This is a genomic window from Lysinibacillus sp. C5.1 (assembly GCF_016350185.1).
Lineage (GTDB): Bacteria > Bacillota > Bacilli > Bacillales_A > Planococcaceae > Lysinibacillus > Lysinibacillus sphaericus.
In genome coordinates this window covers 3361561-3386717 of sequence record NZ_CP066226.1, presented here as the reverse complement: position 1 = coordinate 3386717, position 25157 = coordinate 3361561, and the positions used below count along the sequence as shown (strand labels likewise).

The 25157-nt window shown below is 39.8% G+C and carries 20 protein-coding genes; 18 read left to right on the top strand and 2 right to left on the bottom strand.

Going from position 1 to position 25157, the window contains the following annotated elements:
* Window positions 1–73 precede the first annotated feature (73 nt).
* Complete coding sequence (locus I5435_RS16555) at window positions 74–1480, bottom strand: glycoside hydrolase family 18 protein (protein ID WP_337982624.1); 1407 nt, start codon at window positions 1478–1480, stop codon at window positions 74–76.
* 174 nt (window positions 1481–1654) lie between these two features.
* On the opposite strand from I5435_RS16555, the gene I5435_RS16550 reads away from it, so the two are divergent.
* The 6 genes from I5435_RS16550 to pheT all read left to right on the top strand — a co-directional run bounded on the left by I5435_RS16550 (window position 1655) and on the right by pheT (window position 9986).
* Complete coding sequence (locus tag I5435_RS16550) at window positions 1655–3004, top strand: FAD-binding oxidoreductase (protein ID WP_337983875.1); 1350 nt, start codon at window positions 1655–1657, stop codon at window positions 3002–3004.
* 359 nt (window positions 3005–3363) lie between these two features.
* Window positions 3364–4158: an alpha/beta fold hydrolase gene (locus tag I5435_RS16545; protein ID WP_024363850.1), complete on the top strand. Its 795-nt coding sequence runs from the start codon at window positions 3364–3366 to the stop codon at window positions 4156–4158.
* A 27-nt stretch (window positions 4159–4185) separates the two neighbouring features.
* Window positions 4186–5154: a sensor domain-containing diguanylate cyclase gene (locus tag I5435_RS16540; RefSeq protein ID WP_038509874.1), complete on the top strand. Its 969-nt coding sequence runs from the start codon at window positions 4186–4188 to the stop codon at window positions 5152–5154.
* Between the two features lie 112 nt (window positions 5155–5266).
* Window positions 5267–6031 carry a TrmH family RNA methyltransferase gene (locus I5435_RS16535; protein ID WP_337982623.1) on the top strand — a complete coding sequence of 255 codons (765 nt, stop codon included), beginning with the start codon at window positions 5267–5269 and terminating at the stop codon, window positions 6029–6031.
* A 487-nt stretch (window positions 6032–6518) separates the two neighbouring features.
* Window positions 6519–7556 (top strand): phenylalanine--tRNA ligase subunit alpha, encoded by a 1038-nt coding sequence (gene pheS, locus I5435_RS16530; RefSeq protein WP_337982622.1) that lies wholly within the window; start codon window positions 6519–6521, stop codon window positions 7554–7556.
* A gap of 12 nt (window positions 7557–7568) precedes the next feature.
* The gene (gene pheT / locus I5435_RS16525; RefSeq protein ID WP_025220274.1) at window positions 7569–9986 is read left to right on the top strand and encodes a phenylalanine--tRNA ligase subunit beta; all 2418 of its coding nucleotides are present in this window, start codon (window positions 7569–7571) and stop codon (window positions 9984–9986) included.
* 225 nt (window positions 9987–10211) lie between these two features.
* On the opposite strand, the gene rnhC is transcribed toward pheT, so the two are convergent.
* A complete protein-coding gene (gene rnhC / locus I5435_RS16520; protein ID WP_024363854.1) occupies window positions 10212–11138 on the bottom strand; it encodes a ribonuclease HIII in 927 nt (308 codons plus the stop codon).
* Between the two features lie 135 nt (window positions 11139–11273).
* Between rnhC and zapA the strand changes: the two genes are divergently transcribed.
* The 12 genes from zapA (at window position 11274) to uvrC (ending at window position 25027) form a co-directional block, all read left to right on the top strand.
* Window positions 11274–11534, top strand: a complete 261-nt coding sequence (zapA, locus tag I5435_RS16515; protein WP_024363855.1) for a cell division protein ZapA — start codon at window positions 11274–11276, stop codon at window positions 11532–11534.
* Between the two features lie 5 nt (window positions 11535–11539).
* Window positions 11540–12085 (top strand): CvpA family protein, encoded by a 546-nt coding sequence (locus I5435_RS16510; RefSeq protein WP_024363856.1) that lies wholly within the window; start codon window positions 11540–11542, stop codon window positions 12083–12085.
* Between the two features lie 259 nt (window positions 12086–12344).
* Complete coding sequence (gene polX, locus I5435_RS16505; protein ID WP_337982621.1) at window positions 12345–14054, top strand: DNA polymerase/3'-5' exonuclease PolX; 1710 nt, start codon at window positions 12345–12347, stop codon at window positions 14052–14054.
* Between the two features lie 18 nt (window positions 14055–14072).
* Entirely contained in the window at window positions 14073–16439 is a 2367-nt protein-coding gene (locus I5435_RS16500) for an endonuclease MutS2 (RefSeq protein WP_337982620.1), read from the top strand.
* A gap of 21 nt (window positions 16440–16460) precedes the next feature.
* Window positions 16461–16874: a DUF350 domain-containing protein gene (locus tag I5435_RS16495; RefSeq protein WP_010860124.1), complete on the top strand. Its 414-nt coding sequence runs from the start codon at window positions 16461–16463 to the stop codon at window positions 16872–16874.
* A 502-nt stretch (window positions 16875–17376) separates the two neighbouring features.
* Window positions 17377–19068: an AMP-binding protein gene (locus I5435_RS16490; RefSeq protein ID WP_024363859.1), complete on the top strand. Its 1692-nt coding sequence runs from the start codon at window positions 17377–17379 to the stop codon at window positions 19066–19068.
* 236 nt (window positions 19069–19304) lie between these two features.
* Entirely contained in the window at window positions 19305–19886 is a 582-nt protein-coding gene (locus I5435_RS16485) for a fatty acid metabolism transcriptional regulator FadR (protein ID WP_024363860.1), read from the top strand.
* A 14-nt stretch (window positions 19887–19900) separates the two neighbouring features.
* Complete coding sequence (locus I5435_RS16480) at window positions 19901–20674, top strand: enoyl-CoA hydratase (RefSeq protein WP_024363861.1); 774 nt, start codon at window positions 19901–19903, stop codon at window positions 20672–20674.
* A 110-nt stretch (window positions 20675–20784) separates the two neighbouring features.
* Complete coding sequence (locus I5435_RS16475) at window positions 20785–21558, top strand: electron transfer flavoprotein subunit beta/FixA family protein (protein WP_024363862.1); 774 nt, start codon at window positions 20785–20787, stop codon at window positions 21556–21558.
* A 51-nt stretch (window positions 21559–21609) separates the two neighbouring features.
* Window positions 21610–22587 (top strand): electron transfer flavoprotein subunit alpha/FixB family protein, encoded by a 978-nt coding sequence (locus tag I5435_RS16470; protein WP_025220271.1) that lies wholly within the window; start codon window positions 21610–21612, stop codon window positions 22585–22587.
* A gap of 181 nt (window positions 22588–22768) precedes the next feature.
* Entirely contained in the window at window positions 22769–23080 is a 312-nt protein-coding gene (gene trxA, locus I5435_RS16465; RefSeq protein WP_024363864.1) for a thioredoxin, read from the top strand.
* 156 nt (window positions 23081–23236) lie between these two features.
* Window positions 23237–25027, top strand: a complete 1791-nt coding sequence (gene uvrC, locus I5435_RS16460; protein WP_337982619.1) for an excinuclease ABC subunit UvrC — start codon at window positions 23237–23239, stop codon at window positions 25025–25027.
* Window positions 25028–25157: the final 130 nt, after the last annotated feature.

Below are 25157 nucleotides of genomic sequence, written 5' to 3'. Positions count from 1 at the left end.
ATGTCAAAAGGTTTTGCCAAGATTCATAAAAGCTTATGAAAGATAGCGTTTCGGGAAATTCTAGTAGTAGTCCTTATTTTTTTATAGAGAAATCATTTTCTAATAGTGCCCAATTTTGAGGGAATGGAAAACCTAAAGCCCAATAGCTTACACCACGAAGATGATACTGCTTGAGTAGATCGAATTTAGCTTGTGCGCTTCTGGCGTCTTCAAACCAAACCTCATGATTTCTTCCTTGCTGATCAACGTAGCGGAAAAATGGTGATTGTGTAGTGCGATCATATTGAATAGTAGCGCCAAATTGTTTGGCTCTTCTAATGGCCTCTTGCGGGCTAAAGGTTTCCGCTTCTTGCCCTTTGACATGAGGAACTAGCCAATCCCGAGCATAAATTTGAAAGCCTAAAAAAATTTTATTAGCGGGTATTACTGTTAGAGCGTATTCTACAACTTTCTTCATTTCATTGATGGGCGAGATGGCCTGCGGAGGTCCAAGGCGATAGCCCCATTCATAGGTCATTAACACAACAAAATCCACAATTTTGCCATGAGCCTCATAATCAAATGCTTCATATGTTGACCCTGCTGGAGAAGACCTTGTTTTTGGAGCAAGTGCAGTTGATACTAAATAACCTTGCGGGTGCAGACGATCAACGGCTAATTGAAGGAATTGGTTGTATAGTTCTCGGTCTGTCGGTAGAACATTTTCAAAGTCTATGTTTAACACTTTATAGCCTTTATCCTGCATCACATGTAAGATATTATCCATCACTTTTACACGTAACTGTTCGTTAGATAAAATAATATGGGCTAAGTTGGAGCCGCTTTCTGTAGACGTAAAATTTGTAATAGTTAGCATTGGTAGGATGTTTTGCGATTGTGCTGCGTCAATCATTGCTTGATCATTAATCGGTTGTAATGTACCGTCTTCCTCTATCATATAAGCAAACGGGCTAAAAAAAGTGAGAAGATGACCGATTGCATGCAATGACTGAACAGCTTCTTCAGGCGGTTGATACGTATAAGCATTTACTTCAATAGTAGGCTTGGCTCTAGGAATAACTAACTGTGAACCGACATAAATCATATTTGGGTTTGTCATGCTATTTTCTTCTACAATTGCTTGAACAGTTGTACCATAGTTGCTAGCGATTTGTGATAATGTTTCGCCAGCTTGTACAGTATGTGTAATGGGCGGAATAATCAGTTTTGTTCCAGGTGATAAAACATTCGGATTCGTAAGGTGATTCATATGAATAATTGATTGCATTGATATGTTATATTGTTTGGCAATTCTCGATAATGTGTCACCTTTTTTGACGATATGCGTTGTGTAAGCAGAAGGAATAACGAGTGATTGTCCGATTATTAATTGATTTGGGTTAGGTAACGCATTTAAATGAGTAATTGCTTGCAGTGGCGCAGCATAACGGTTTGCAATGTGCCATAATGTTTCACCCGCACTAACTACATGTATTAACATTGTTCTCCCCCTAATAGGTTTTGTTAATGCATCATATGAAACAAAATGGATAGCTGATGATGAAATGCCATGTTATTTTTCATTCTTTCCCATTTTAAAATGCATATTTTTTCCTCATTAAATATACATAGTATAGTACATGCACATTGCATTATTGGAGAAAGGGGCTGTATGTTGAAGAAAGTAAAGCTCACAGGAAGAATTGTTAGTCCAGTTGATCTAGATTACGATGAAGCGAGGACAAATAATAACTTAAGTTTGCCAAAATTCCCGAGTAAAATTGTCTTTTGCCAAAGGACAAAAGATGTCGTGAACGCTTTAAGATGGGTTAGGGAAAATAATGAGGACTTCCGAATAAGGAGTGGGCGTCATAGTTATGAAAATTATTCCTTAATCAATCACGGTCTAGTCATTGATGTGAGTGAAATGAACGACATAACCATTAATTTAGATTATGGAACTGCTCGCATTGAGGCGGGTGCGAACTTAGGGCAAGTATACCGTACATTATGGGAACATGGTATGACAATTCCAGGAGGAACTGAAAGTAGTGTAGGAATTGTGGGTTTAACGCTTGGTGGAGGTATCGGTATGCTTTCTCGTCCTTTTGGGCTTACTTGCGATCAATTAATGGAAATTGAAATGGTTGGAGCGAGTGGCCATCAAGGAGCGGAGCTGATTCGAGCAAATCGGCAGATGAATAGTGATTTATTTTGGGCTAGCTGTGGTGGCGGTGGGGGGAATTTCGGAGTTGTTACAGCACTTACATTTAAGTTACATCCTATAGCGGAAGTGTCTCTTTTCCATATTTCTTGGGACTGGGATGATTTTGAGATTGCTTTTGATGCATGGCAAAAATGGGCGCCTTTTACAGATGAACGTTTAACCTCACAAATAGAGTTAAAAGCAAAGGAAGTGGGGGAAGTTGTTGTGCAAGGTATATTTGTTGGCGCACCATCAGAATTAAAAAAGCTGTTACGACCATTAAGAAAAAGCGGGTCACCAACGGATCTATGGATAAAAGAAGTGCCTTATATGAAGGCAGTTCGATTTTTTGATGTTCCGAGTGGTAACCAGCCGGCACTCCGTAAAAGATCAGGTTCCTTTATTGAAAAACCATTTCCGCATGCTGCCATCTTGACTATGAAGCAATTTTTAGCAAATGCACCTAACAGCAATGCGAGCATCTGGCACCAATCGCTTAGAGGTGCTGTTAGTCACATTGCACCAAACCGTACTGCCTATTACTATCGTGATGCTCTTATTGCCCAAGAGTACATCACTTCATGGGAACAAACTCAAGATGAAAAGGAAAATATTCAGTGGGTGGAAGATGTAAGAAGGACATTATCCCCGTTTACAATGGGGGATTATGTGAACTTTCCAGATCAATCGATTGAAAACTGGCCAACTGCATACTATGGACGTAATTTCAGACGGTTAAGAGAAGTGAAAACCAAATACGATCCATTCAATGTATTTCGATTCCAGCAAAGTATTCCTCCGATTCGAAAGTGGCTGTAGTTCCCTTATAAAGTAAAGTTGGAACCTAAGAGAAAAAGTGTTAGATTGAGCGCTTATAATCTAACACTTTTTTGCTATGTTTTAAAGATAAACTGGCGATTTCTCGGTAGCATGCATGCCCCTCATTTGTGCTGTTACACAGGGGTTGCCGTTGTAACTAGCTACTAATTTATACGCTTGTAAAAGCGCTATTTTTACAGAGAAAATGGAAAAACACAGAGCCTTTGTTTCGAAATTATTAAAAAATTATGTCACGATGCCTTTTATTATTCATTTCATACTCGTTATTTCCCTTGATAATTATTGAATACATCGTCAAAATGAAGATATTACATATATTTCTAGAGGGAGTAAATGCGATGAAGGATGTAGTTGTACGCAATAATGTGAAAATAATCGGCAAAGGGAAGCAACCAATTTTATTTGCACATGGATTTGGTTGCGATCAAAATATGTGGCGTTATATTACACCTGCATTCGAGGAACACTATCAAATTATTTTATTTGATTATGTTGGTTCAGGTAATTCTGATTTTAATGCCTATCAATCTCAAAAATACCAGTCACTTCAGGGCTACAAGCAGGATGTTTTGGATATCATTGAGACACTTGAACTGCAACAGGTCATTTTTATTGGTCATTCTATTAGTTCAATGATTGGCTTACTTGCCTCCATTGAACGCCCAGATTATTTTGAAAAACTAATCATGATTGGCCCTTCACCTCGTTATTTAAATGATAGAGATGGCTATGTTGGTGGATTTGAGCTAAGTGACATTATGGAAATATTAGATATGATGGAAATGAACTTTTCGGGTTGGGCTAGTTTTCTAGCGCCTATTGCTATGAATAATCCCGAGTCTCCAAAATTTACAAATGAGCTTGAACAAACATTTAAATCAGCAGACCCAGTCATTGCAAGGGAATTTGCGGAAGTTACTTTTTTATCGGATCATCGAAGTGACTTATCTAAGGCAAGTATTCCTATTTTAATCATGCAATGTTCGGATGATAGTATCGTTCCGATTGAAGTTGCAGAATATCTACATCAGCATTTAAAAGCTAGCACGTTGCGTTTAATGACAGCAAAAGGCCATTATCCACATATTAGCCATCCGCAAGAAACGATTGACTTAATTACACAATTTCTTTAATGGAAAATGAAAGGATTATTATCAGAAATGGATAAACGATTGAACTATGCACCTTGTGGATTTATTGCCATTACACTTGATGGCATCATGATTGAGGTGAATCAGACCTTTCTGCAGTGGATGGGTTATGAACGGGTGGATATATTACACCAGCATATTGAAATTCTAATGTCCAAGCCTAACAAAATGATTTTTCATTCATTTTTTTACCCGACCATTAATTTGTACGATTATGTGGAAGAATTATTCATCAGTTTAAAGCATGACAATGGTACAGCCATTCCTTTTCTGTTGAACGGTCGGAAGTATGCGGTGGGAGAGGTTGAATGTATTGATTGCGTTTTAGTGCCGATGAAAAAGCGCATTGATTATGAATTAGAATTACGTGCGGCTAAAAAGCAACTAGAGGCGGCTTATTTAGAAAAGGATCAAGCATTAGCAAAATTAAAGCAAATCCATTTGGCAATTGAGCACAAACAAGAAGAGTTATTATCTATGAATGCCACGCTTGTAGAACTTTCCATTACGGATAAGCTAACAGGTTTGAAAAACAGAAGATTTTTTCAAGAAAAGCTTGAAGAACAGCTTGCTATGTTCAGGAAATCGGCGATCCCTTTCTCACTATTAATTTTGGATATCGATCATTTTAAAAGGGTCAATGATACATTTGGACATCAAGTAGGAGATGAGGTGCTTGCCCAATTGGCACAAATTTTAGATGCACAAGCTCGTCCAAGCGATGTAGTAGCGCGCTATGGTGGGGAAGAATTTGTCATCATTTTACCTGATACCAGTGTCGATGATTGTTGGACTATTGCTGAACAACTTCGTCAAACGGTTGAGCAGGCTCAATGGCAGACAGGAAGAATTACGATAAGTATCGGCATTGCCACAGCAACCGAGAACGATTCCGATGCCACGATTTTGAAAAAGGCGGATCAGGCTTTATATACTTCGAAAGAGAACGGAAGAAACAAAGTGAGTTTGTTTGAGTGACTGGCACGCAAACAATTCTGACAATTTGCTGTGTTTTACTGGACTATGTAATTTGTGGTTTTCTACTGTATAATAATGAACAGTAAATAGGATAAAGGCGGTACAAACTACGATGAAAAGAATAGAATCTACGCAAAATGCGTTAGTGAAATATTGGAAAAAGCTAGCAACTACGCGAAAAGAGCGTGAACGTTCGGGTGAGTTTTTAGTGGAAGGCTTCCATTTAGTAGAAGAAGCGTTGAAAAACAATAATCAAGTGTTACAGCTAATCGTGCGCGAGGGTGTTGATTTACCGTTGCTATGGCCAATCGACAATGTAGCAATGGTGGAAGTAACAGCAGCTGTAGCAAAAGAATTTGCGGAAACAGAGACCTCTCAAGGAGTTTTTGCAGTATGCAAACAGCTAGCGGTAGAAGAAGATACAATGGCTTCTTGGCGCAAGGTACTTCTCATCGATGCTGTGCAAGACCCAGGTAATATTGGCACAATGATTCGAACAGCGGATGCGGCTGGTCTGGATGCAGTAATTTTAGGCAAAGGTTGTGCAGATTTATATAACCCAAAAACATTGCGTTCTGCCCAAGGGTCACATTTCCATATTCCCGTAATCCGCGGTGATTTAGAAGATTGGATTGATATGCTTCAGGACAATGGTGTACCTGTATTTGGGACAGCTCTTGATGAGGATGCAGTCGTGTATCATGAAATTCAGCATACTGGTGCATTTGCGATTATGATGGGCAATGAAGGCAGTGGCATTAATCCACAACTATTAGCGATGACAGATCAAAACATTATTATTCCCATTTTCGGACAAGCAGAATCGTTAAATGTCGCTGTTGCAACAGGTATTGTGTTATATGGCTTTGTTAAATAGAAATTGGTGTGTAAATGGAAAGAAATACCGATAAACAAGTGTAAATCGACGGTAAAGTAAACCTTCCAACAACGCCGATAGAACAATGCTAAAGTCAAGCTTGCACAGATGCCCCTTGATTTGAAGTGGTATCATATTGTATAATCACATTTAAAATGTAATTCTGTATAATGAAATGCTTTGACCAGGAAGTAGTAAAGATTGTGAATGGACGACAGGGAGCGTAGGCCGGAGATTGAGAGCCAGCGCCGAACCAATGCAATTTTGAATTCATCCTGCGAGCAGCTACCGGGACCAGCAAGAAAAGATGCTGTAAAGGTAAGCCGGCTTCAATCGAGTCGTTATGGCAATGAAGTGATTGTGCGCACCAAAAGCGCGCAATAACTAGGGTGGTACCGCGAATATGTCCTCGTCCCTTTTTTGGGGGCGAGGTTTTTTTATGCCATTTGAGCAAGCGGGCATTTATATGATCAAGGAGGTTTTTTACATGGAAGAGCAATTAAAGCAGTTAGAACAAGAAGCGCTAGCAAAAATTGAAGCAGCAGCAAATTTAAAAGAATTAAATGATGTGCGTGTCGCTTATTTAGGGAAAAAGGGACCTATCACAGACTTGCTAAAAGGAATGGGGAAATTATCGGCTGAAGAACGTCCAAAAATGGGTGCTTTAGTTAATACAGTTCGTGAAAATGTTACAGCAGTGTTAGAAACAAAAGTGACTGTATTAGAAGAAGCGGCAATTGCCGAAAAATTAGCAAGTGAGTCGATTGATGTCACATTACCAGGGCGTGCTATTAAAGTAGGTAACCGTCATCCTTTAACACGCGTTATTGAAGAAATTGAAGATTTATTTGTCGGTATGGGTTATGAAATTGCAGAAGGCCCAGAAGTGGAAAAGGATTACTATAACTTTGAAGCGTTAAATTTACCAAAAGGTCACCCTGCACGTGATATGCAGGATTCATTCTATATTTCCGAGGAAATATTATTACGTACACATACGTCTCCAGTTCAGGCACGTACAATGGAAGCGAAAAAAGGCGAGTCAATTCGTATTATTTGTCCAGGGAAAGTATTCCGTCGTGATAATGATGATGCAACACACTCTCACCAATTTATGCAAATTGAAGGTTTAGTTATTGGTGAAAATATTCGTATGAGTGATCTGAAAGGAACATTAGATACACTAGCAAAAAAAATGTTCGGTGCTGACCGTGAAATTCGTTTGCGTCCAAGTTTCTTCCCATTCACAGAGCCATCTGTTGAGATGGACATTTCTTGCTTCAAATGCGGTGGTGCAGGTTGTAACGTATGTAAAGGCACAGGCTGGATTGAGATTTTAGGTGCAGGTATGGTACATCCAAATGTACTTGAAATGGCTGGTTATGATCCGAAGAAAGTTTCTGGTTTCGCATTTGGTATTGGAGCAGAACGTATCGCTATGTTGAAATATGGCGTCGACGATATTCGTCATTTCTATACAAGTGACACACGTTTCTTATCACAATTCGAGCGAACAGAGGCGTAAGGGGGACTATAAATGTTAGTATCATTAGAATGGTTAAAAGATTATGTAAGTACAAAAGGCTTAGCGCCTGAAGAATTAGCAGAAAAAATTACTCGCTCAGGCATTGAAGTAGACGCAGTAATTGACCGTGCAAGCGGTATGGATAAAATTGTAGTCGGCTATGTTGTATCAAAAGAAAAGCACCCTGAAGCCGATAAATTAAATATTTGCCAAGTAGATGTTGGAGAAGAAGTGCCACAACAAATTATTTGTGGAGCGCCAAACGTGGATGCAGGTCAAAAAGTCATTGTTGCTCGTCCAGGTGCACATTTACCAGGTGGCATTAAAATTAAAAAAGCAAAACTACGTGGGCACGAATCGAACGGTATGATTTGTTCATTACAAGAGCTTGGTATTGAAGGGAAAGTAGTACCGAAAGCTTATGCAGAGGGCATTTATGTGTTACCAGCAGATGCAGAGGTGGGCGCTGATGCGCTAGCGCTTTTAGGTCTTCGTGATACAGTGCTTGAGCTTGGTTTAACACCAAACCGCTCAGATGCACTTTCGATGTTAGGGGTAGCTTATGAGGTTGGTGCTATTCTATCAGAGGAAGTAAAGTACCCAGAAATCGCTTATAGCACATCTTCTGACAAAGCGGAGGATTTACTAAAGCTTCGTGTAGAAGACTTACAAGCGAACCCAATGTACGTAGCGAAAGTTGTAAAAAACGTTAAAATTGCAGAATCACCAATGTGGTTACAGCACCGTTTGATGGCAGCTGGCGTACGTCCTCACAATAATGTAGTCGATGTGACAAACTATATTTTAATGGAATATGGTCAACCACTTCATGCATTTGACTATGATAGCTTAGCAACAGGTGAAATTGTTGTGCGTAAAGCAACAGAAGGTGAAAAAATCACGACTTTAGATGACCAAGAGCGTACATTAAAGGCATCTGATTTAGTGATTACCAATGGCAAAGAGCCAGTGGCAATTGCAGGCGTAATGGGTGGAGCCAATTCGGAAGTAACAGCATCTACAACGACTGTTGTGATTGAATCTGCTTATTTCGATGGCTTAACAGTACGTCAAACTTCACGCAATTTAGGTCTTCGTTCAGATGCATCAGCTCGCTTTGAAAAAGGTGTTGACCCTAACCGTGTTGTGCCTGCAGCTGAACGTGCAGCGGCATTGCTTGCTGAATTAGCTGGCGGTGAAGTGTTAGAAGGCACTTGTATCGTTGATGAATTAGATAAAACACCAGTACGTGTTGTAGTCTCTCCGGATTTTATTAACGAACGTCTTGGCATGAAAATTTCATTAGAAGATATGCTTTCGATTTTAGAGCGTTTGAAATTCGGTGTAGAAGCAGCAAATGGCTTATTAATCATTGATGCACCAACACGTCGTCAAGATATTAAAATCGAAGAAGATATCGTTGAAGAGATTGCACGTTTATATGGCTACGATGAAATCCCTATGACTTTACCAGAAGGTGCCAACCAAGTTGGACAACTGACAGCGTATCAAGCAAATCGTCGCGTTGTACGTAACTTTATGGAAGGTGCGGGGCTTTATCAAGCGGTTACTTATTCATTAACGTCTGAGGCGTTATCACAACGCTTTGCACTAAAAGCGGAGCCCGTAACACGTTTATTAATGCCAATGAGTGAAGAACGTTCAACACTTCGTCAAAGCTTAATTCCACATTTAATCGAAGCGGCAGCATATAATGTAGCACGTAAAGCGGATAGCGTAGCATTATACGAGGTTGGTTCTGTCTTCCTTGGTCAAACAGCAGAGGGCTTACCGTTTGAGGAAGAGCATGTAGCAGCTGTGTTAACAGGTAAATGGTTAGATCATGCTTGGCAAGGTGAGAAAAAAGAAGTTGATTTCTTCGTCTTGAAAGGTATTATCGAGGGTGTTATTGGCAAGCTTGGTTTAACAGAGCGCATTACATTTGTGAAAGCAGAAGTAGCTGGCTTACATCCTGGTCGTACCGCTAGCATTTTATTAGATGGTGAACAAGTGGGTATTATCGGTGGTTTACATCCAGCGGAGCAAAAAGCATGGGGTGTAAAAGATACGTACGTGATGGAAATGAATCTAGTAGCATTACTACAAGCCAATGCAAGTGAAGCGCCACTTGGCTATAAACCGGTGCCTCGTTTCCCAGCGATGTCTCGTGATATCGCACTTGTTATGAATCGTGCAACAACAGCGGGTGAAGTAGTAACGGTTATTCGTTCGGCAGGAGTGAAACTGTTGAAGGATATTAAAGTGTTCGATGTTTATGAAGGTGAAAAAATGGAGGCAGGTAAAAAATCTGTTGCTTTCTCCCTCACATACTTCGATCCAGAACGCACGTTAACAGATGAAGAAGTTGTTGCTGCGCATAATAAAGTATTGAAAGCCATTGCTACAATTGAAGGAACAGAAGTACGTTAATTTATGCTATTAAAAGCTGTCTCGAATACGGAGACAGCGCAGAATGTCGACAAAAGGCATCCAGAGGTTCGCTCTAGATGCCTTTTGTCTTTTTTATATTATTGATGAGCATTACATGAAATAGCTTTGCAAATAGATTCACCTGATTGGAGCAAAGGGTTTACGATGTGCCTGCGGAAAGCGGCCAGCTAGTAGAGAATACCAACAGCAGAAACCCCTATAAATCTATTTTAACTTACGAGCTTTTTCGGTGTTCGCAAAATGCCATTTTGTAATGGAGCGTAAAAATTCCTCACCTTGTCCACGCCAAATACGTGCTGCTAAAGCATCAACCTTGCTAGATGCACCTTTTTGTAACGCCACGCCAGCAAGCTCACTGAGTCGATCCATTTCTTTTAAGAATGCTGCACGCGCCAAAATGGAAGCGGTGGCAACGGCAACATGTAATTGTTCTGCTTTTGTTGAAAATAGGACGCCATCTCGGACAATTTCACGCTCATTTTTTAAATAATTATAATACACCCCGCGTTCTGCAAACTGGTCAATTAAAATATGTGCAGGTTTTTCGGGCGCCATTTTTGCTAATGTATGTCCAAGTGCCTTATTATGCATCATCGCTTTCATTTTGCCTTGTGAATAGCCCTTTGCTTGTAAAGCATTATATTTTTCATTGCGCAATACGAGTACGCTATGAATACATGCCGCACGTAAATCAGGGGCAATTTTTCGCATATAGTCATCCGTCAGCATTTTAGAATCTTTCACGCCAAGTTCATTAATCAATTCTATTTTTGAAGAAGGAACGTAAACGGCTGCCACTGTTATCGGTCCGAAATAATCCCCAGTTCCTGTTTCGTCAGAGCCTAACACAGACATGGCGGCAAAACCTTCAGGAAGTGTATCACCTTTTGCACCAACAGTTGAAGCCTTTTGCGTAGCTGATGCCCCAGAGGTTCCCCATCGTGCGGCTTCTCGCTCAGCACCGCCTCCTTGAAACATACATTTTCCTGATTTATACATCGTAATGGCTGTATCAGGCAGTTTTGCAGCGAACACAACACCAGGTGCTTTTCGCTCCACATAATAATTTGCGTAGTAGGACATTACCTCTTTTTGTGCAGTTGTTGAAATTAAAAGTACAATATTTGACATTAAACCGTTCCTTTCTATCCTCATTGTTCACAATTTTATACCTTTCATGGTATGATAATATATAGCTTTTTTGTATGGACGTTGCTCATAATGAATAACACCGTGAGCAAAAAGATTTTACTGGAGGGTGCGACTATGGAAAATCAAGAAAAGAATAAAATTTCTGTGGAAATATATGGTCATACATATAAAATGGTCGGCTCCGAATCCATTGGACATATGCGACTTGTCGCTTCTATTGTTGATGACCGTATGCGCGAAATGAATTTACATAATCCCTCACTTGATAGCACAAAGCTTGCCGTCCTTACAGCCGTAAATACGGTGCATGATTATTTACTCTTAAAAGAGCAAATAGAATTACTAGAAGAAGAATTGAAAAAATTAAAGGGTTGAAGTAAATGCTAGATTTAATTATATTAGTAGTTCTATTAGGTGGACTGCTAGTGGGGGCAAAACGTGGCTTCATTGTACAAATGATGCATATAGTTAGCTTTGTTGTTGCCCTAATTGTTGCGTATATTTATTATAAGCCATTAGCACAGAAATTTGTGTTTTGGGTGCCGTATCCAGGTGTTACAGATTCTGGAAGCCTTGGAGTTGTCATTGACAGCTTAGATTTAGACCGAACATTTTATCGTGTCATTGCGTTTGCGGTTATTTTCTTTGCAGTAAAGATTGCCTTGCAAATTGTGGCATCCATCTTTGATTTCATTGCTTATTTACCAGTGTTAAGTACGGTCAATCGCTGGCTTGGTGCACTGCTTGGCATGATTGAAAATTATTTAATTTTATTTATTGTATTGTATGTTTTGGCATTAGTACCGATTGATTTTATTCAGAATTTAATGTCGAAGTCGTTCATATCAGGCCTTATTTTGGAACATACGCCGATCATTACAAAGATGTTCCAAAATTGGTGGTATATTTATCTCCATGCTTCCTAATAAAATTTGGCATCTACGCATGGAAAATTGAATGTAGTATTCACTCATTTGTCCGTAGAAATCTGCTAAATGGCGAAATTTCTGTTAAGGGCGTAGCTGTTTTGTGCACAAGCAGATTGTAAATTTTGTTGAATGTTGATTGCCTATCGCAATGTAAGCTAAAACAAAGTTGCGCAAAAGCCGTAATGAATAGGCAATAGTAAATGATGCACTTCTCTCGGACCAGAGGGAAGTGTTTTTACGATAGGGGGAATTCTAAATGAACAAAAAAACAATTATTCGTACGTTAGAAAAAATTGCATTATATATGGAGTTACAAGGTGAAAATCCGTTTAAAGTATCCGCATTCCGCAAAGCTGCAGCAGCATTAGAAGGTGATGAGCGCTCGCTTAGTGAGATGGAGGATGTAACAAAGCTTAAAGGAATCGGTAAAGGTACAGCCTCTGTTATTGAAGACTTAATCGTGACAGGTGAATCGAGTCTGCTTAAAGAATTACAAGATATTGTACCGAAAGGATTACTGCCATTACTGAAGTTACCAGGCTTAGGTGGCAAAAAGATTGCGAAGCTTCACCAAGAGCTAGGCATAGACTCTGCTGAAAGCTTACAAGCTGCATGTGAAGCGGGTAAAGTGCGCGAGCTAGCAGGCTTTGCCGCCAAAACAGAAGAAAAGATTTTAAAGGAACTAGCTAATTTTGCTAATCGTTCAGAACGTTTGCCAATTTGGCAGCTTGAGCCTGTCGTTTTACAAATTGAAGCACTTCTCGGTAGTATGGAGGAAGTGACGCGTTTTTCCGTAGCAGGCAGTTTCCGTCGTGCATCTGAAACAAGTAAAGATATTGATTTCATTGTTGTAACTGAAGCAATAGAGACAGTACGAGAAAAAATATTGAGTGCACTCGCTATTCAAGAGGTAGTGGCAGCAGGAGATACAAAAATTTCCGTTATTTTAGATTTAGATGATGCTGTAAGTGTTGATTTTCGATTAGTAAAGGATGTTGAGTATGCCACAGCCTTGCACCATTTTACAGGTTCAAAAGAGCATAACGTTCGCATGCGCCAACTTGCCAAAACACGTGGGGAAAAAATTAGTGAGTATGGTGTAGAGCAAGCAGATGGTTCTGTGCTGACATTTGCAGACGAAGCGGCATTTTTTGCCCATTTTGATTTGCCATTTATCCCCCCTAGCTTACGAACAGGGTCAACAGAGTTTGACCGGCAAAGTGAAGTCAAGGATTTAGTTAAGCTAGAGGATATTGTCGCTGATTTGCATATGCATACAACATGGTCAGATGGCGCGTACTCTGTGGCTGAAATGGGTGAAGCGCTAATTTCCCGTGGTTATCAATATAGTGTTATTACCGATCACTCACAATATTTAAAAGTGGCGAATGGTTTGACACCTGCACGATTAGTGAAGCAACGAGCTGAAATTGACGCTTTTAACGAAGCGCATCCTGACTTTTATTTATATGCAGGCACAGAAATGGATATTTTACCAGATGGTTCGTTAGATTTTGACGATGAAGTACTGCGGAAATTGGATTTCGTGATTGCCTCCATTCATTCGAGTTTTACACAGTCACAGGATAAAATAATGGCGCGATTACATACCGCAATGCAAAATCCGTATGTACATATGATTGCTCATCCAACGGGGCGCATTATTGAAGACCGGGCTGGTTATAATCCAAATATCGCGCAGTTGATTGAATGGGCAAAGGAATATGGTAAAATTTTAGAGTTGAACGCCAATCCCTATCGTTTAGATTTATGCGTTGAGCATTTAGAAATGGCTGTTGCAGCAGGTGTACCAGTAGCGATTAATACCGATGCGCATGATATCGCGCATTTACGTTTTATGGATATTGGTGTGCGCTATGCAAATAGGGCATGGCTGAAAAAAGATATGATTGTCAATACATGGACGCGCGAACAGTTCGAGTCGTTCATTCGACGAAATAAATAGGTTGAGGAGGTGTTCTCAGTGATCGCAGACCGCGCATTGAAAACACTAGAATATGATAAGGTACGTCAACAAGTGGCTACATACTGTACTTCTTCAATCGGCAAATCAGCCATTGATGAACTTGTGCCACAAACAGACTTTGAAAAAGTCGTTCAGTTGTTAGAAGAAATGGATGAAGGGCTTTCCATTTTACGTGTAAAAGGCAATGTGCCAATGGGTGGTATTTTCGATGTACGACCAGCAGCAAGACGTGCCCAAATCGGAGGCATGCTTTCAGCGATGGAATTAATGGAAGTGTCTAGTACGATTCGAGCTAGCCGTATACTGCGTAATTTCTTAGAAGATTTAGAGTCAGATGAAATTATTGAAATCCCTCATTTTATCGCTAAAAAGGAAATTATGCCTGTATTAACAGGTTTACAGCATGAAATTAATAACTGTATTGATGATAATGGGGCTGTTTTAGATTCTGCAAGTCAAACGTTGCGCTCCATTCGCCAGTCTCTACGAGCAGAAGAGGCTAAAGTGCGTTCAAAGCTAGAGAGCTTAACACGAGGAAGTAATGCAGCCAAAATGCTTTCAGATGCAATTGTAACGATTCGTAACGACCGTTATGTGATTCCAGTTAAACAAGAATATCGCTATCACTATGGCGGCATTGTGCATGACCAATCATCGTCTGGTCAAACGTTATTTATCGAACCAGATTCAGTTGTACAAGCGAATAATGAAATACACCGTCTCAAAATGAAAGAGCAAGTTGAAATTGAGCGCATTTTGCTTGCTTTAAGTGCGATGGTTGAAGAAGTGGCACCTGATGTATTTAATTTAGTAAAACTATTAGGCGAGATTGACGTTATTTTGGCAAAGGGTAAATATGGCCAAGCCAATAAATGTACGATGCCTAAAATGAACAAGGATGGTTATATTCGACTTGTGCGCGCACGCCATCCGCTATTACCTATCGAAACGGCGGTTGCCAATGACATCGAATTTGGCAAAGATATTACGGCTATTGTAATTACAGGACCCAACACGGGTGGTAAAACCGTAACGTTAAAAACAGTGGGTCTTTGTACATTAATGGCACAAGCAGGCTTACCGGTGCCGGCATTAGACGGTTCAGAGCTAGCGGTATTTGAGCAACTTTTTGCTGATATTGGTGATGAGCAATCGATTGAACAATCGCTTTCAACATTTTCATCACATATGGTGAACATTGTCGACATTTTACAGCAATTTGATCACGAATCACTTGTGCTATTCGATGAATTAGGCGCCGGAACGGATCCACAAGAAGGGGCTGCCTTAGCGATTTCTATTTTAGATGAAGTACATGGTCGCGGCGCTCGTGTTATGGCCACGACGCACTATCCTGAATTAAAAGCATACGGCTATAATCGCCCTGGTGTTGCCAATGCAAGTGTGGAATTCGATATTGAAACGTTGAGTCCAACTTATCGCTTACTTATTGGTGTACCAGGTCGCTCCAATGCTTTTGAAATTTCTAGTCGTCTCGGTTTACCAGAGTCCATTATTGATCGTGCCAAAAACTTCACAGGAACGGATCGACATGAGGTGGAATCCATGATTGCGTCCTTAGAAGCAACACGACGCCAATCAGAGGACGATGCAGAGCGTTCCCATGATTTACTACTAGAGTCCGAAGCACTTCGTAAAGAGCTTCAGGACAAGCTTCAAGCTTACGAAGAACGCAAAGAAGCTCTTGACAAAAAAGCGAAGGAAAAAGCGCGCAAAATTGTCGAAGAAGCAAAACGAGAAGCAGAAACGATTATTTCAGAGCTTCGAGAAATGCGTAAAAACGCTGATCAAGTAGTGAAAGAGCATGAGCTGATTGAGGCGCGGAAACGATTGGAAGAAGCCACTCCGCTTGAGCATAACAAAGTATTGAAAAAAGCGGCTCAAGTCAAGGCGCGTGCACAAAACTTGGTTGTCGGTGATGAGGTAAAGGTGTTAAGCTATGGTCAACGAGGTACGTTGCTTGAAAAAGTATCTGATGTTGAATGGGTTGTACAAATGGGCATTTTAAAGATGAAAATTGCCGATACCGATCTTGAATACATTAAACCAGAGAAAGCGCCTATACAACGAGTTGCTGGTGTGAAAAATCGAGATAGCCATGTGAAATTAGAGTTAGATTTACGTGGGGAGCGCTATGAGGATGCATTAATACGCACTGAAAAATATATAGATGATGCGCTACTTGCAAACTATGGTCGAGTGTCGATTATCCACGGTGTTGGGACCGGAGCATTACGTCAGGGCATTCAAAGTTACCTGAAAAAACATAAACGGGTGAAATCCTTCCGTTTTGGAGAAGCAGGCGAAGGTGGATTTGGCGTCACTGTTGTGGAATTGAAATAAGCTGTAAAGGGGACGGAGAAAATGCTAAATTCTAGCTTTTGGCGATATCCAATTATCGAAACGGCAGGATATTTTAGTGTTGTTGTGTTATGTTTAGTCGTCTCGATGGCATTGTTCGAAGTCGTTACGAAATATAAAAACTGGGAAGAAATAAAAAATGGTAATGTAGCTGTGGCGCTTGCAACGGGCGGTAAAATATTAGGTATTTGTAATATTTTTCGTTATTCGATTGCTCGTCATAGCACGCTGAGTGAAATGATTGGTTGGGGACTATTTGGCTTCACGTTACTAATTGTGGCATATTTCTTATTTGAATTTATGACCCCTCGTTTTAACGTAGATCAAGAAATTGCTAACGACAATCGCTCAGTTGGCTTTATTTCCTTTACGATTTCAGTCGGTTTATCGTTTGTTATTGGGGCAAGTATTGCATAGGAGTGTTATAGGATGGAAAAATTAGCGAAAGTTCTAATCGTAGTCTGTATCGCATTTTTGGCAGTCGGTGTCTACTATATGTTGACCGTATAATGATACGAGGGATTTAACTGTAGGTAAACTTGGATTTCTAAGTTTATCTACAGTTTTTTTGTCTAGAAATCTGTAGGGTCGCCATGAAAAGTAGGTCAAATGCCACGAAAAGGGCGGGAATCGTCACGAAATCGGTAGCCATTGCACGCTGATGAAAATTGCCTTTTTAAAAATTTTTCTAATATAGAAATATAATGGCCATCAGTTGTATAAAAAACAAAACAATGAATGGGTATTCATAATGATATCAACGGAAAGGACATTAAGGAGTAGTAATATAAATGTTGTTAAATGCATAATAATTAATCGAAAATGCATTTATTTTCTATTTTGCGTTTGAAAGTACATTCCTTTTTCATTATAATTAAAATAAGAATTTACAAAGTTTGGGACAAAGGGGAGAGGACGTATGACAGCAAAACCATGGCTAGCAAATTATCCTGAAGAAGTACCACCGTCTTTAACGTTTGAGGAAATTCCTGTGCAAGAGTTTTTAACGCGTGCCTATAAAAAGAAGCCATCGAAAGTGGCAATTCATTTCATGGGTAAGGATTTGACGTACACCGAGTTATATGAATCTGCACTTAAGTTTGCAAACTACTTACAAGCACTTGGCGTGGAAAAAGGAGATCGTGTAGCGATTATGCTACCAAACACGCCACAAAGTGTAATCGCTTACTACGGGGCAATGTATGCCGGCGCAGTCGTAGTACAGACAAATCCACTTTACACTGAACGAGAATTGCAGTACCAAATGGCCGACTCTGGTGCGAAGGTAATTTTAGTAATGGATATTTTGTATCCACGTGTCATGAAAATCATGAAAGAAACAGACCTTGAAAATGTCATTGTAACAGCTATTAAAGATTACTTACCATTTCCGAAAAATTTAGTATATCCTTTTATTCAAAAAAAGCAGTACGGTTTTAGTGTGAAAGTGGAGCATAGCGGACAAAATCATTTATTTACAGAAATAATGAAGTCCTCACCTGTAAAAATGATCAATCTGCCGTTTGATTTTGAAGAAGATTTAGCATTGCTTCAATATACAGGAGGGACGACAGGGTACCCGAAAGGCGTTATGTTAACGCATAAAAACTTAATTGCCAATACGACAATGTGCGATGCCTGGATGTATAAATGCGTACATGGCGAAGAAACAATTATGGGTATTCTTCCATTTTTCCATGTCTATGGTATGACAACGGTAATGCTACTATCTGTGTTTACCCAAAATAGAATGGTATTGTTGCCGAAGTTTGATGCTGAAACAGCTTTAAAAACAATTGATAAGCAAAAGCCAACATTGTTCCCTGGTGCACCGACATTATATATTGGTTTACTAAATCATCCAGATATTGCGAAGTATGATTTATCGTCTATTAAAGCATGTTTAAGTGGTTCCGCTTCACTGCCTGTAGAAGTACAGGAACAATTTGAGGCCGTAACAGGTGGGAAGCTTGTGGAAGGTTATGGGTTAACTGAAACCTCTCCCGTAACGCACGCAACACCCATTTGGGGTAACCGGGTTATCGGTTCAGTAGGTTTACCGTGGCCGAATACCGACTCTGTCATTTTACGTACGGGGGATACAGAACAACTTGCTGTCGGTGAAGTAGGTGAAATTGCTGTCAAAGGTCCACAGGTTATGAAGGGCTATTGGAATCGTCCAGAAGATACGGCTGCAACTTTTGCAGATGGCTGGTTTTTAACAGGAGACCTTGGCTATATGGATGAGAAAGGTTACTTCTATGTGGTGGACAGGAAAAAGGATTTAATTATTGCGGGTGGCTTTAATATTTATCCTCGTGAAGTCGAAGAAGTTTTGTATGAACGGGAAGAAATTCAAGAATGCGTTGTAGCAGGTATTCCTGATCCGTATCGAGGAGAAACAGTAAAAGCATATATTGTATTAAAAGAAGGATATTCGATTACTGAAGACGAATTAAATAAATACTGTCGTCAGCACTTGGCTGCTTTTAAAGTGCCACGCATTTATGAATTCCGAGATGAACTACCAAAAACAGCTGTTGGAAAAATTTTGCGTCGTTCCTTAGTGGATGAAGAAAAAACAAAATTAGCGAATAAAGAAGCAAAATAACTACGTGTGAAAGTATTGACAAGCGCGAGTGTAAAATATAATATGAAAATATGAATGAATAACCATTCATATTTTCATATTTTTTTGTTTCTATTGACCACGCCCTATTTAGCTAGGATGGACCGCTCAAATTTTTGTATCGGGAACTTCAGCACTTATTAGTACTGATTGGCAAATAAGCAAAGTGCCACAGATGGAAATGGGCGTGCGTATGTTTTTTAGGTGGTGATATAAAGATGAAACGAGATAAGCCAAAATATAAGCAAATTATTGATGCAGCTGTCTTCGTTATTGCAGAAAATGGGTATCACCAAGCGCAAGTATCGAAGATCGCAAAACAAGCTGGGGTGGCTGACGGAACGATCTATTTATATTTTAAAAATAAAGAAGATATATTAATTTCTGTCTTTAATGAAAAAATGGCTGTTTTTGTAGAGTCATTACAAGATATAATAGAAAATGGAAGCACGTCGAAAGACAAACTTTCACGCATGATTGAAAATCATTTTAATGTTCTAGCTACAGATCGATCATTAGCGACTGTGACTCAATTAGAACTTCGTCAATCAAATAAAGATTTACGTCAAAAGATCAATGCAGTATTAAGAGATTACTTGCAATTGCTTGATCAGATTCTAATTGAAGGTATGGTTACTGGTGAGTTCAATCAAACGATGGATGTACGTTTGGCACGTCAAATGGTATTTGGCACAATTGACGAAACGATTACATCGTGGGTGATGAATGACTATCGATATGATTTGATAGAACAGGTTCCGAAAGTTCAGGCATTAATCCTGAACGGCATTAAAGCTTAAAAGGATGTGGAGAAATGGAATTTCTAAGTTGGAAAGTAGAAGATGGAGTAGCAATTATTACGATTGCACGTCCTCCAGCAAACGCATTATCTCGTGGAATCATTGCAGAAGTAGATGCTGTGCTAGATGCCGTAGAAAACGATGACGCTGTACGTGTCCTTGTACTTCATGGTGAAGGCCGTTTCTTCTCAGCGGGTGCAGACATTAAGGAATTTACTGAAGTAGAGTCTGGAGATGAATTTACGAAGCTTGCAGGCAATGGGCAACAAGTATTTGAACGTGTTGAAACGTTCTCTAAACCTGTTATTGCAGCAATCCACGGTGCGGCACTTGGCGGTGGTCTAGAACTAGCAATGAGTTGCCATATGCGCTTTGTAACAGAATCTGCGAAATTAGGGTTGCCTGAATTACAACTAGGTCTTATTCCAGGCTTTGGTGGCACACAACGTTTACCGCGTTATGTGGGGGTAGCAAAAGCAGCGGAAATGATGTTTACAAGCGAACCTATTTCAGGGGCAGAAGCTGTGCAGTGGGGCTTAGCGAACCGTGCATTTACCGATGAATCATTACTTGAGGAAACACTAAAGGTTGCTAAAAAAATTGCTAAAAAGAGCCCAATCGCTTTGAAAGAAGCAATTCAAGCATTGCAATATGCGAAGCCGGCTTCATTCTATGAAGGTATGGAGGCAGAAGCTAAATCCTTTGGTACGGTTTTTGTATCAGCAGATGCTAAAGAAGGTATTCAAGCATTTATCGAAAAACGCGAGCCTGTGTTTACTGGCAAATAGTTTTCCATCAGTGTAGGTAACGACTGAAAGGGGAGTTTATCTACGTTGAAAATATATAATATTTACAAGTTTACTTGGAAATCAAAAAACGTTGCAGGGGGTATGAATATATGAATATTTTTGCATTAATTAAACGTACGTTTGATACAGAAGAAAAAATCGTTGTGTCAGGTGGTAAAATCCAAGAGGATGGCGCTGAATTCATTATTAATCCTTATGATGAATATGCAATTGAGGAAGCAATCCAAGTTCGTGACGCAGCTGGTGGTAAAGTAACAGTTGTCACAATTGGTGGCGAAGATGCGGAGAAACAATTACGTACAGCGTTAGCAATGGGTGCTGACGAAGCGGTTCTTATTAATACAGAAGATGATCTAGATGAATTAGATCAAAATGCAGCTGCTTACATTTTAGCTGAGTACTTAAAAGATAAAGAGGCGGACTTAATTTTAACAGGCAATGTGGCAATTGACGGCGGTTCTGGTCAAGTAGGTCCACGCGTTGCTGATTTATTGGGCATTAACTATGTAACAACAATTACAAATCTTGAAATCGATGGCACATCTGCAAAAATCGTGCGCGATATCGAAGGGGATTCAGAAGTAATTGAAACATCTTTACCACTTTTAGTAACTGCACAACAAGGTTTAAATGAGCCGCGTTACCCATCATTACCAGGCATCATGAAAGCGAAGAAGAAACCGCTTGCAGAGCTTGAATTAGATGATTTAGATATCGATGAAGATGATGTTGAGGTAAAAGTAGAAACGGTGGATATTTACTTGCCAGCTCAAAAAGCAGCAGGTCGTATTTTAGAAGGCGAACTTTCTGCTCAAGCAAAAGAGCTAGTCAACTTACTTCATTCAGAAGCGAAAGTAGTTTAAGTCATTTGTTAACGCAAATCGAATCTTAAAGGGTAACGGAGGGAATATACTATGTCAAAAAAAGTATTAGTATTAGGTGAAGTTCGTGAAGGAAGCTTACGTAATGTATCTTTCGAGGCAATTGCAGCAGCAAAACAAATCGCTGATGGCGGCGAAGTTGTAGGGGTACTTTTAGGAGATGCGGTTGCAGGGTTAGCAAGTGCATTATTCGAGCATGGGGCAGATCGTGTTGTGACAGTGGAGCATCCGCATTTAAAACAATATACATCAGATGGCTATGGACAAGCTTTATTAGCTGTTATCGAGCAAGAAAATCCAACAGGCATCGTATTTGGTCATACAGCTAATGGTAAAGATTTATCGCCTAAAATTGCGAGTAAATTACAAGCAGGACTTGTTTCTGACGTCACTTCTATTGAAGGTGCCGGTGACGATGCAGTATTCATCCGTCCAATTTATTCGGGTAAGGCTTTTGAAAAGGTAAAAGTAAAAGATGGCGTAGTGTTAGTTTCAATCCGTCCAAATAATATTGCACCTTTAGAAAAAGCACCAGGTAAAACAGGTGATGTATCATCTATTACAGTTGATATTACAAATTTACGTTCAATCATTAAAGAGGTCGTACGTAAATCTTCAGAAGGCGTAGATCTTTCAGAAGCTAAAGTGGTAGTAGCAGGTGGTCGTGGTGTTAAATCAGAGGAAGGCTTCGAACCGCTAAAAGAATTAGCAGATTTACTTGGTGGTGCAGTTGGTGCATCTCGTGGAGCATGCGATGCTGAGTATTGTGATTATTCATTACAAATCGGTCAAACAGGTAAGGTTGTGACACCAGACCTTTACATCGCAGCAGGTATTTCTGGGGCTATCCAACATTTAGCGGGTATGTCAAACTCAAAAGTCATTGTAGCGATTAATAAAGATCCTGAGGCAAATATCTTTAAAGTAGCAGACTACGGTATCGTAGGCGATTTATTCGAAGTGATTCCATTGCTAATTGAAGAATTTAAAGCGTTAAAAGTGAACGCATAAGCTAGGGGTCTTCCCTAGCTTTTTTAATGCTTGAGAGAAGAAAAAATGGGGAATAGTAAAATAGGGGAACAGGATGCCGATTGTACGTAAAGCCTAAATTAGACATTGCAGGCAGATTGTTCGCTCAACATAAATTAACCATGCTATACTACAAACATAGTAAGTTTAAGGAGGATTTCAAATGGCAATTGTACATGCAACAGATGCGACGTTCCAAGATGATATTAAAGAAGGCTTAGTATTAGTCGACTTTTGGGCTGCTTGGTGTGGACCATGTAAAATGATTGGACCAGTTCTTGAAGAAATGGATGCTGCGGGTAGTGCTGCTAAAATCGTCAAAGTTGACGTAGATAACAACCAAGGTACTGCTGCACAATACCAAATCATGTCTATTCCTTCACTGCTTTTATTCAAAAATGGTGAATTAGTAGACAAAACTGTTGGTTTCCAACCAAAAGAAGCATTAGAAGCTTTCATCGCAAAACATGCTTAATTTGTAAAAAAGAGCTGAGCCATCTTTAGATGTGCTCAGCTTTTTTTCGTTATATAATAAAAGAGAAGCAACCGTTAAATGGTGATATTTGATATCCGTTTAGGCATCGCAAATGGCACTTTTATTTAGCATCAAAAAAAAGGGGGCAGGTAGGCGATGAATGATTTAATTAAACGAAAGCTTGATATTTTACCAGATCAGCCTGGCTGCTATTTGATGAAAGATCGACAAGGGACAATTATTTATGTAGGTAAGGCAAAGGTGCTAAAAAATCGAGTGCGCTCCTATTTTACAGGAACACACGAAGGCAAAACACAACGCCTTGTTGGCGAAATTGAAGATTTTGAGTATATTGTGACTTCATCTAATTTGGAGGCACTTATTTTAGAGTTGAACCTTATAAAGCTACACGATCCTAAATACAATATCATGCTTACGGATGATAAAACATATCCGTATTTAAAAATTACGAACGAGAAACATCCACGACTTATTACAACACGTAAAGTAAAAAAAGATAAGGCAAAATATTTTGGTCCTTATCCAAATGCGTATGCAGCAAGTGAGACGAAAAAGCTGCTTGATAGACTTTATCCGCTGCGAAAATGTGTGCAATTACCAACCAAGGTTTGCTTGTACTATCATATGGGACAGTGCTTAGCTCCATGTGTAAAGGATATTGATGCTCACATCTATCACGATATGATTGAAGATATGACGAAGTTCTTAAATGGCGGTGTTGAGGCAGTAAAAAAAGAACTTGAGGACAAGATGCTAGTCGCGGCAGAGCAACTAGAATTCGAGCGAGCAAAGGAGTTCCGCGATCAAATTGCACATATTGAGACGGTTATGCAAAAACAAAAAATCGTGTCTAGTGATACGACCAATCGCGATGTCTTTGGTTATGCGGTTGAAAAAGGTTGGATGTGTGTGCAAGTGTTTTTCGTTCGTCAAGGCAAGTTAATTGAACGGGATGTCTCCATTTTCCCAATTTATCAGGACGTGGAGGAAGAATTTTTAACGTTTGTCGGACGCTTTTATGAAAAGCTAGAGCATATTAAACCGAAAGAAATTTTCATTCCACAGGCTATTGATGCGGCAATTTTAACCGAATTATTAGGGGTTAAAGTACTGACACCGAAGCGAGGGCAAAAGAAAGAGCTAGTTGATTTGGCTATGAAAAATGCGGAAATTGCTGTGGCTGCTAAATTCCAATTGATTGAGCGACAAGAAGAACGTACAATTGGCGCATGCGAGGCACTAGGCGAAGCAATAGGCATTTCAGCACCATTGCGCATTGAAGCATTCGATAATAGCCATATGCATGGTACGGATGCGGTATCAGCAATGGTTGTTTTTATTGATGGTAAACCGGCAAAGAAAGAATATCGTAAATACAAAACACGAACAGCCGCAAAACATGACGATTACGGGGCAATGCAGGAAGTGATACGCCGCCGTTACACGAGGGTATTAAAAGAAGGCTTGCCATTGCCCGATTTAGTGCTAATAGATGGCGGTAAAGGACAGATGGAAGTGGCACGAGAAGTGTTGGAAGATGAACTTGGTCTTGTTATTCCAATCGCTGGTTTAGCAAAAGATGATAAGCATAATACATCTCAGCTCTTATTCGGAGATCCGCCTGATGTTATCGCATTAAAACGAACGAGTGATGGCTTTTATTTACTTCAACGTATTCAGGATGAAGTGCACCGTTTTGCTATTACATTCCTACGGCAACAACATGAAAAAAATGCGATTCAATCTGTACTCGATGGCATTGAAGGTGTTGGACCGAAACGAAAGCAACAGCTATTGAAGCATTTTGGCTCAGTTAAAAAGATTCGTGAGGCGAGTGAGCTTGCCCTTCAAGAAGCAGGAATGCCTGCAAACTTAGCGAACATTATTTACACTTATTTTCAGCAGCAGACGTTGTCAAAGGATTAGACATATGCTAATGTTGGAATAGAACATAGCAATGGTAATACCATTATGTTCTAACAATCCTTGTATGAACGATTGTGCAATAAAGCATAATAACGAAGTATTTTCATAAAAGGTAAAATTACATTTCACT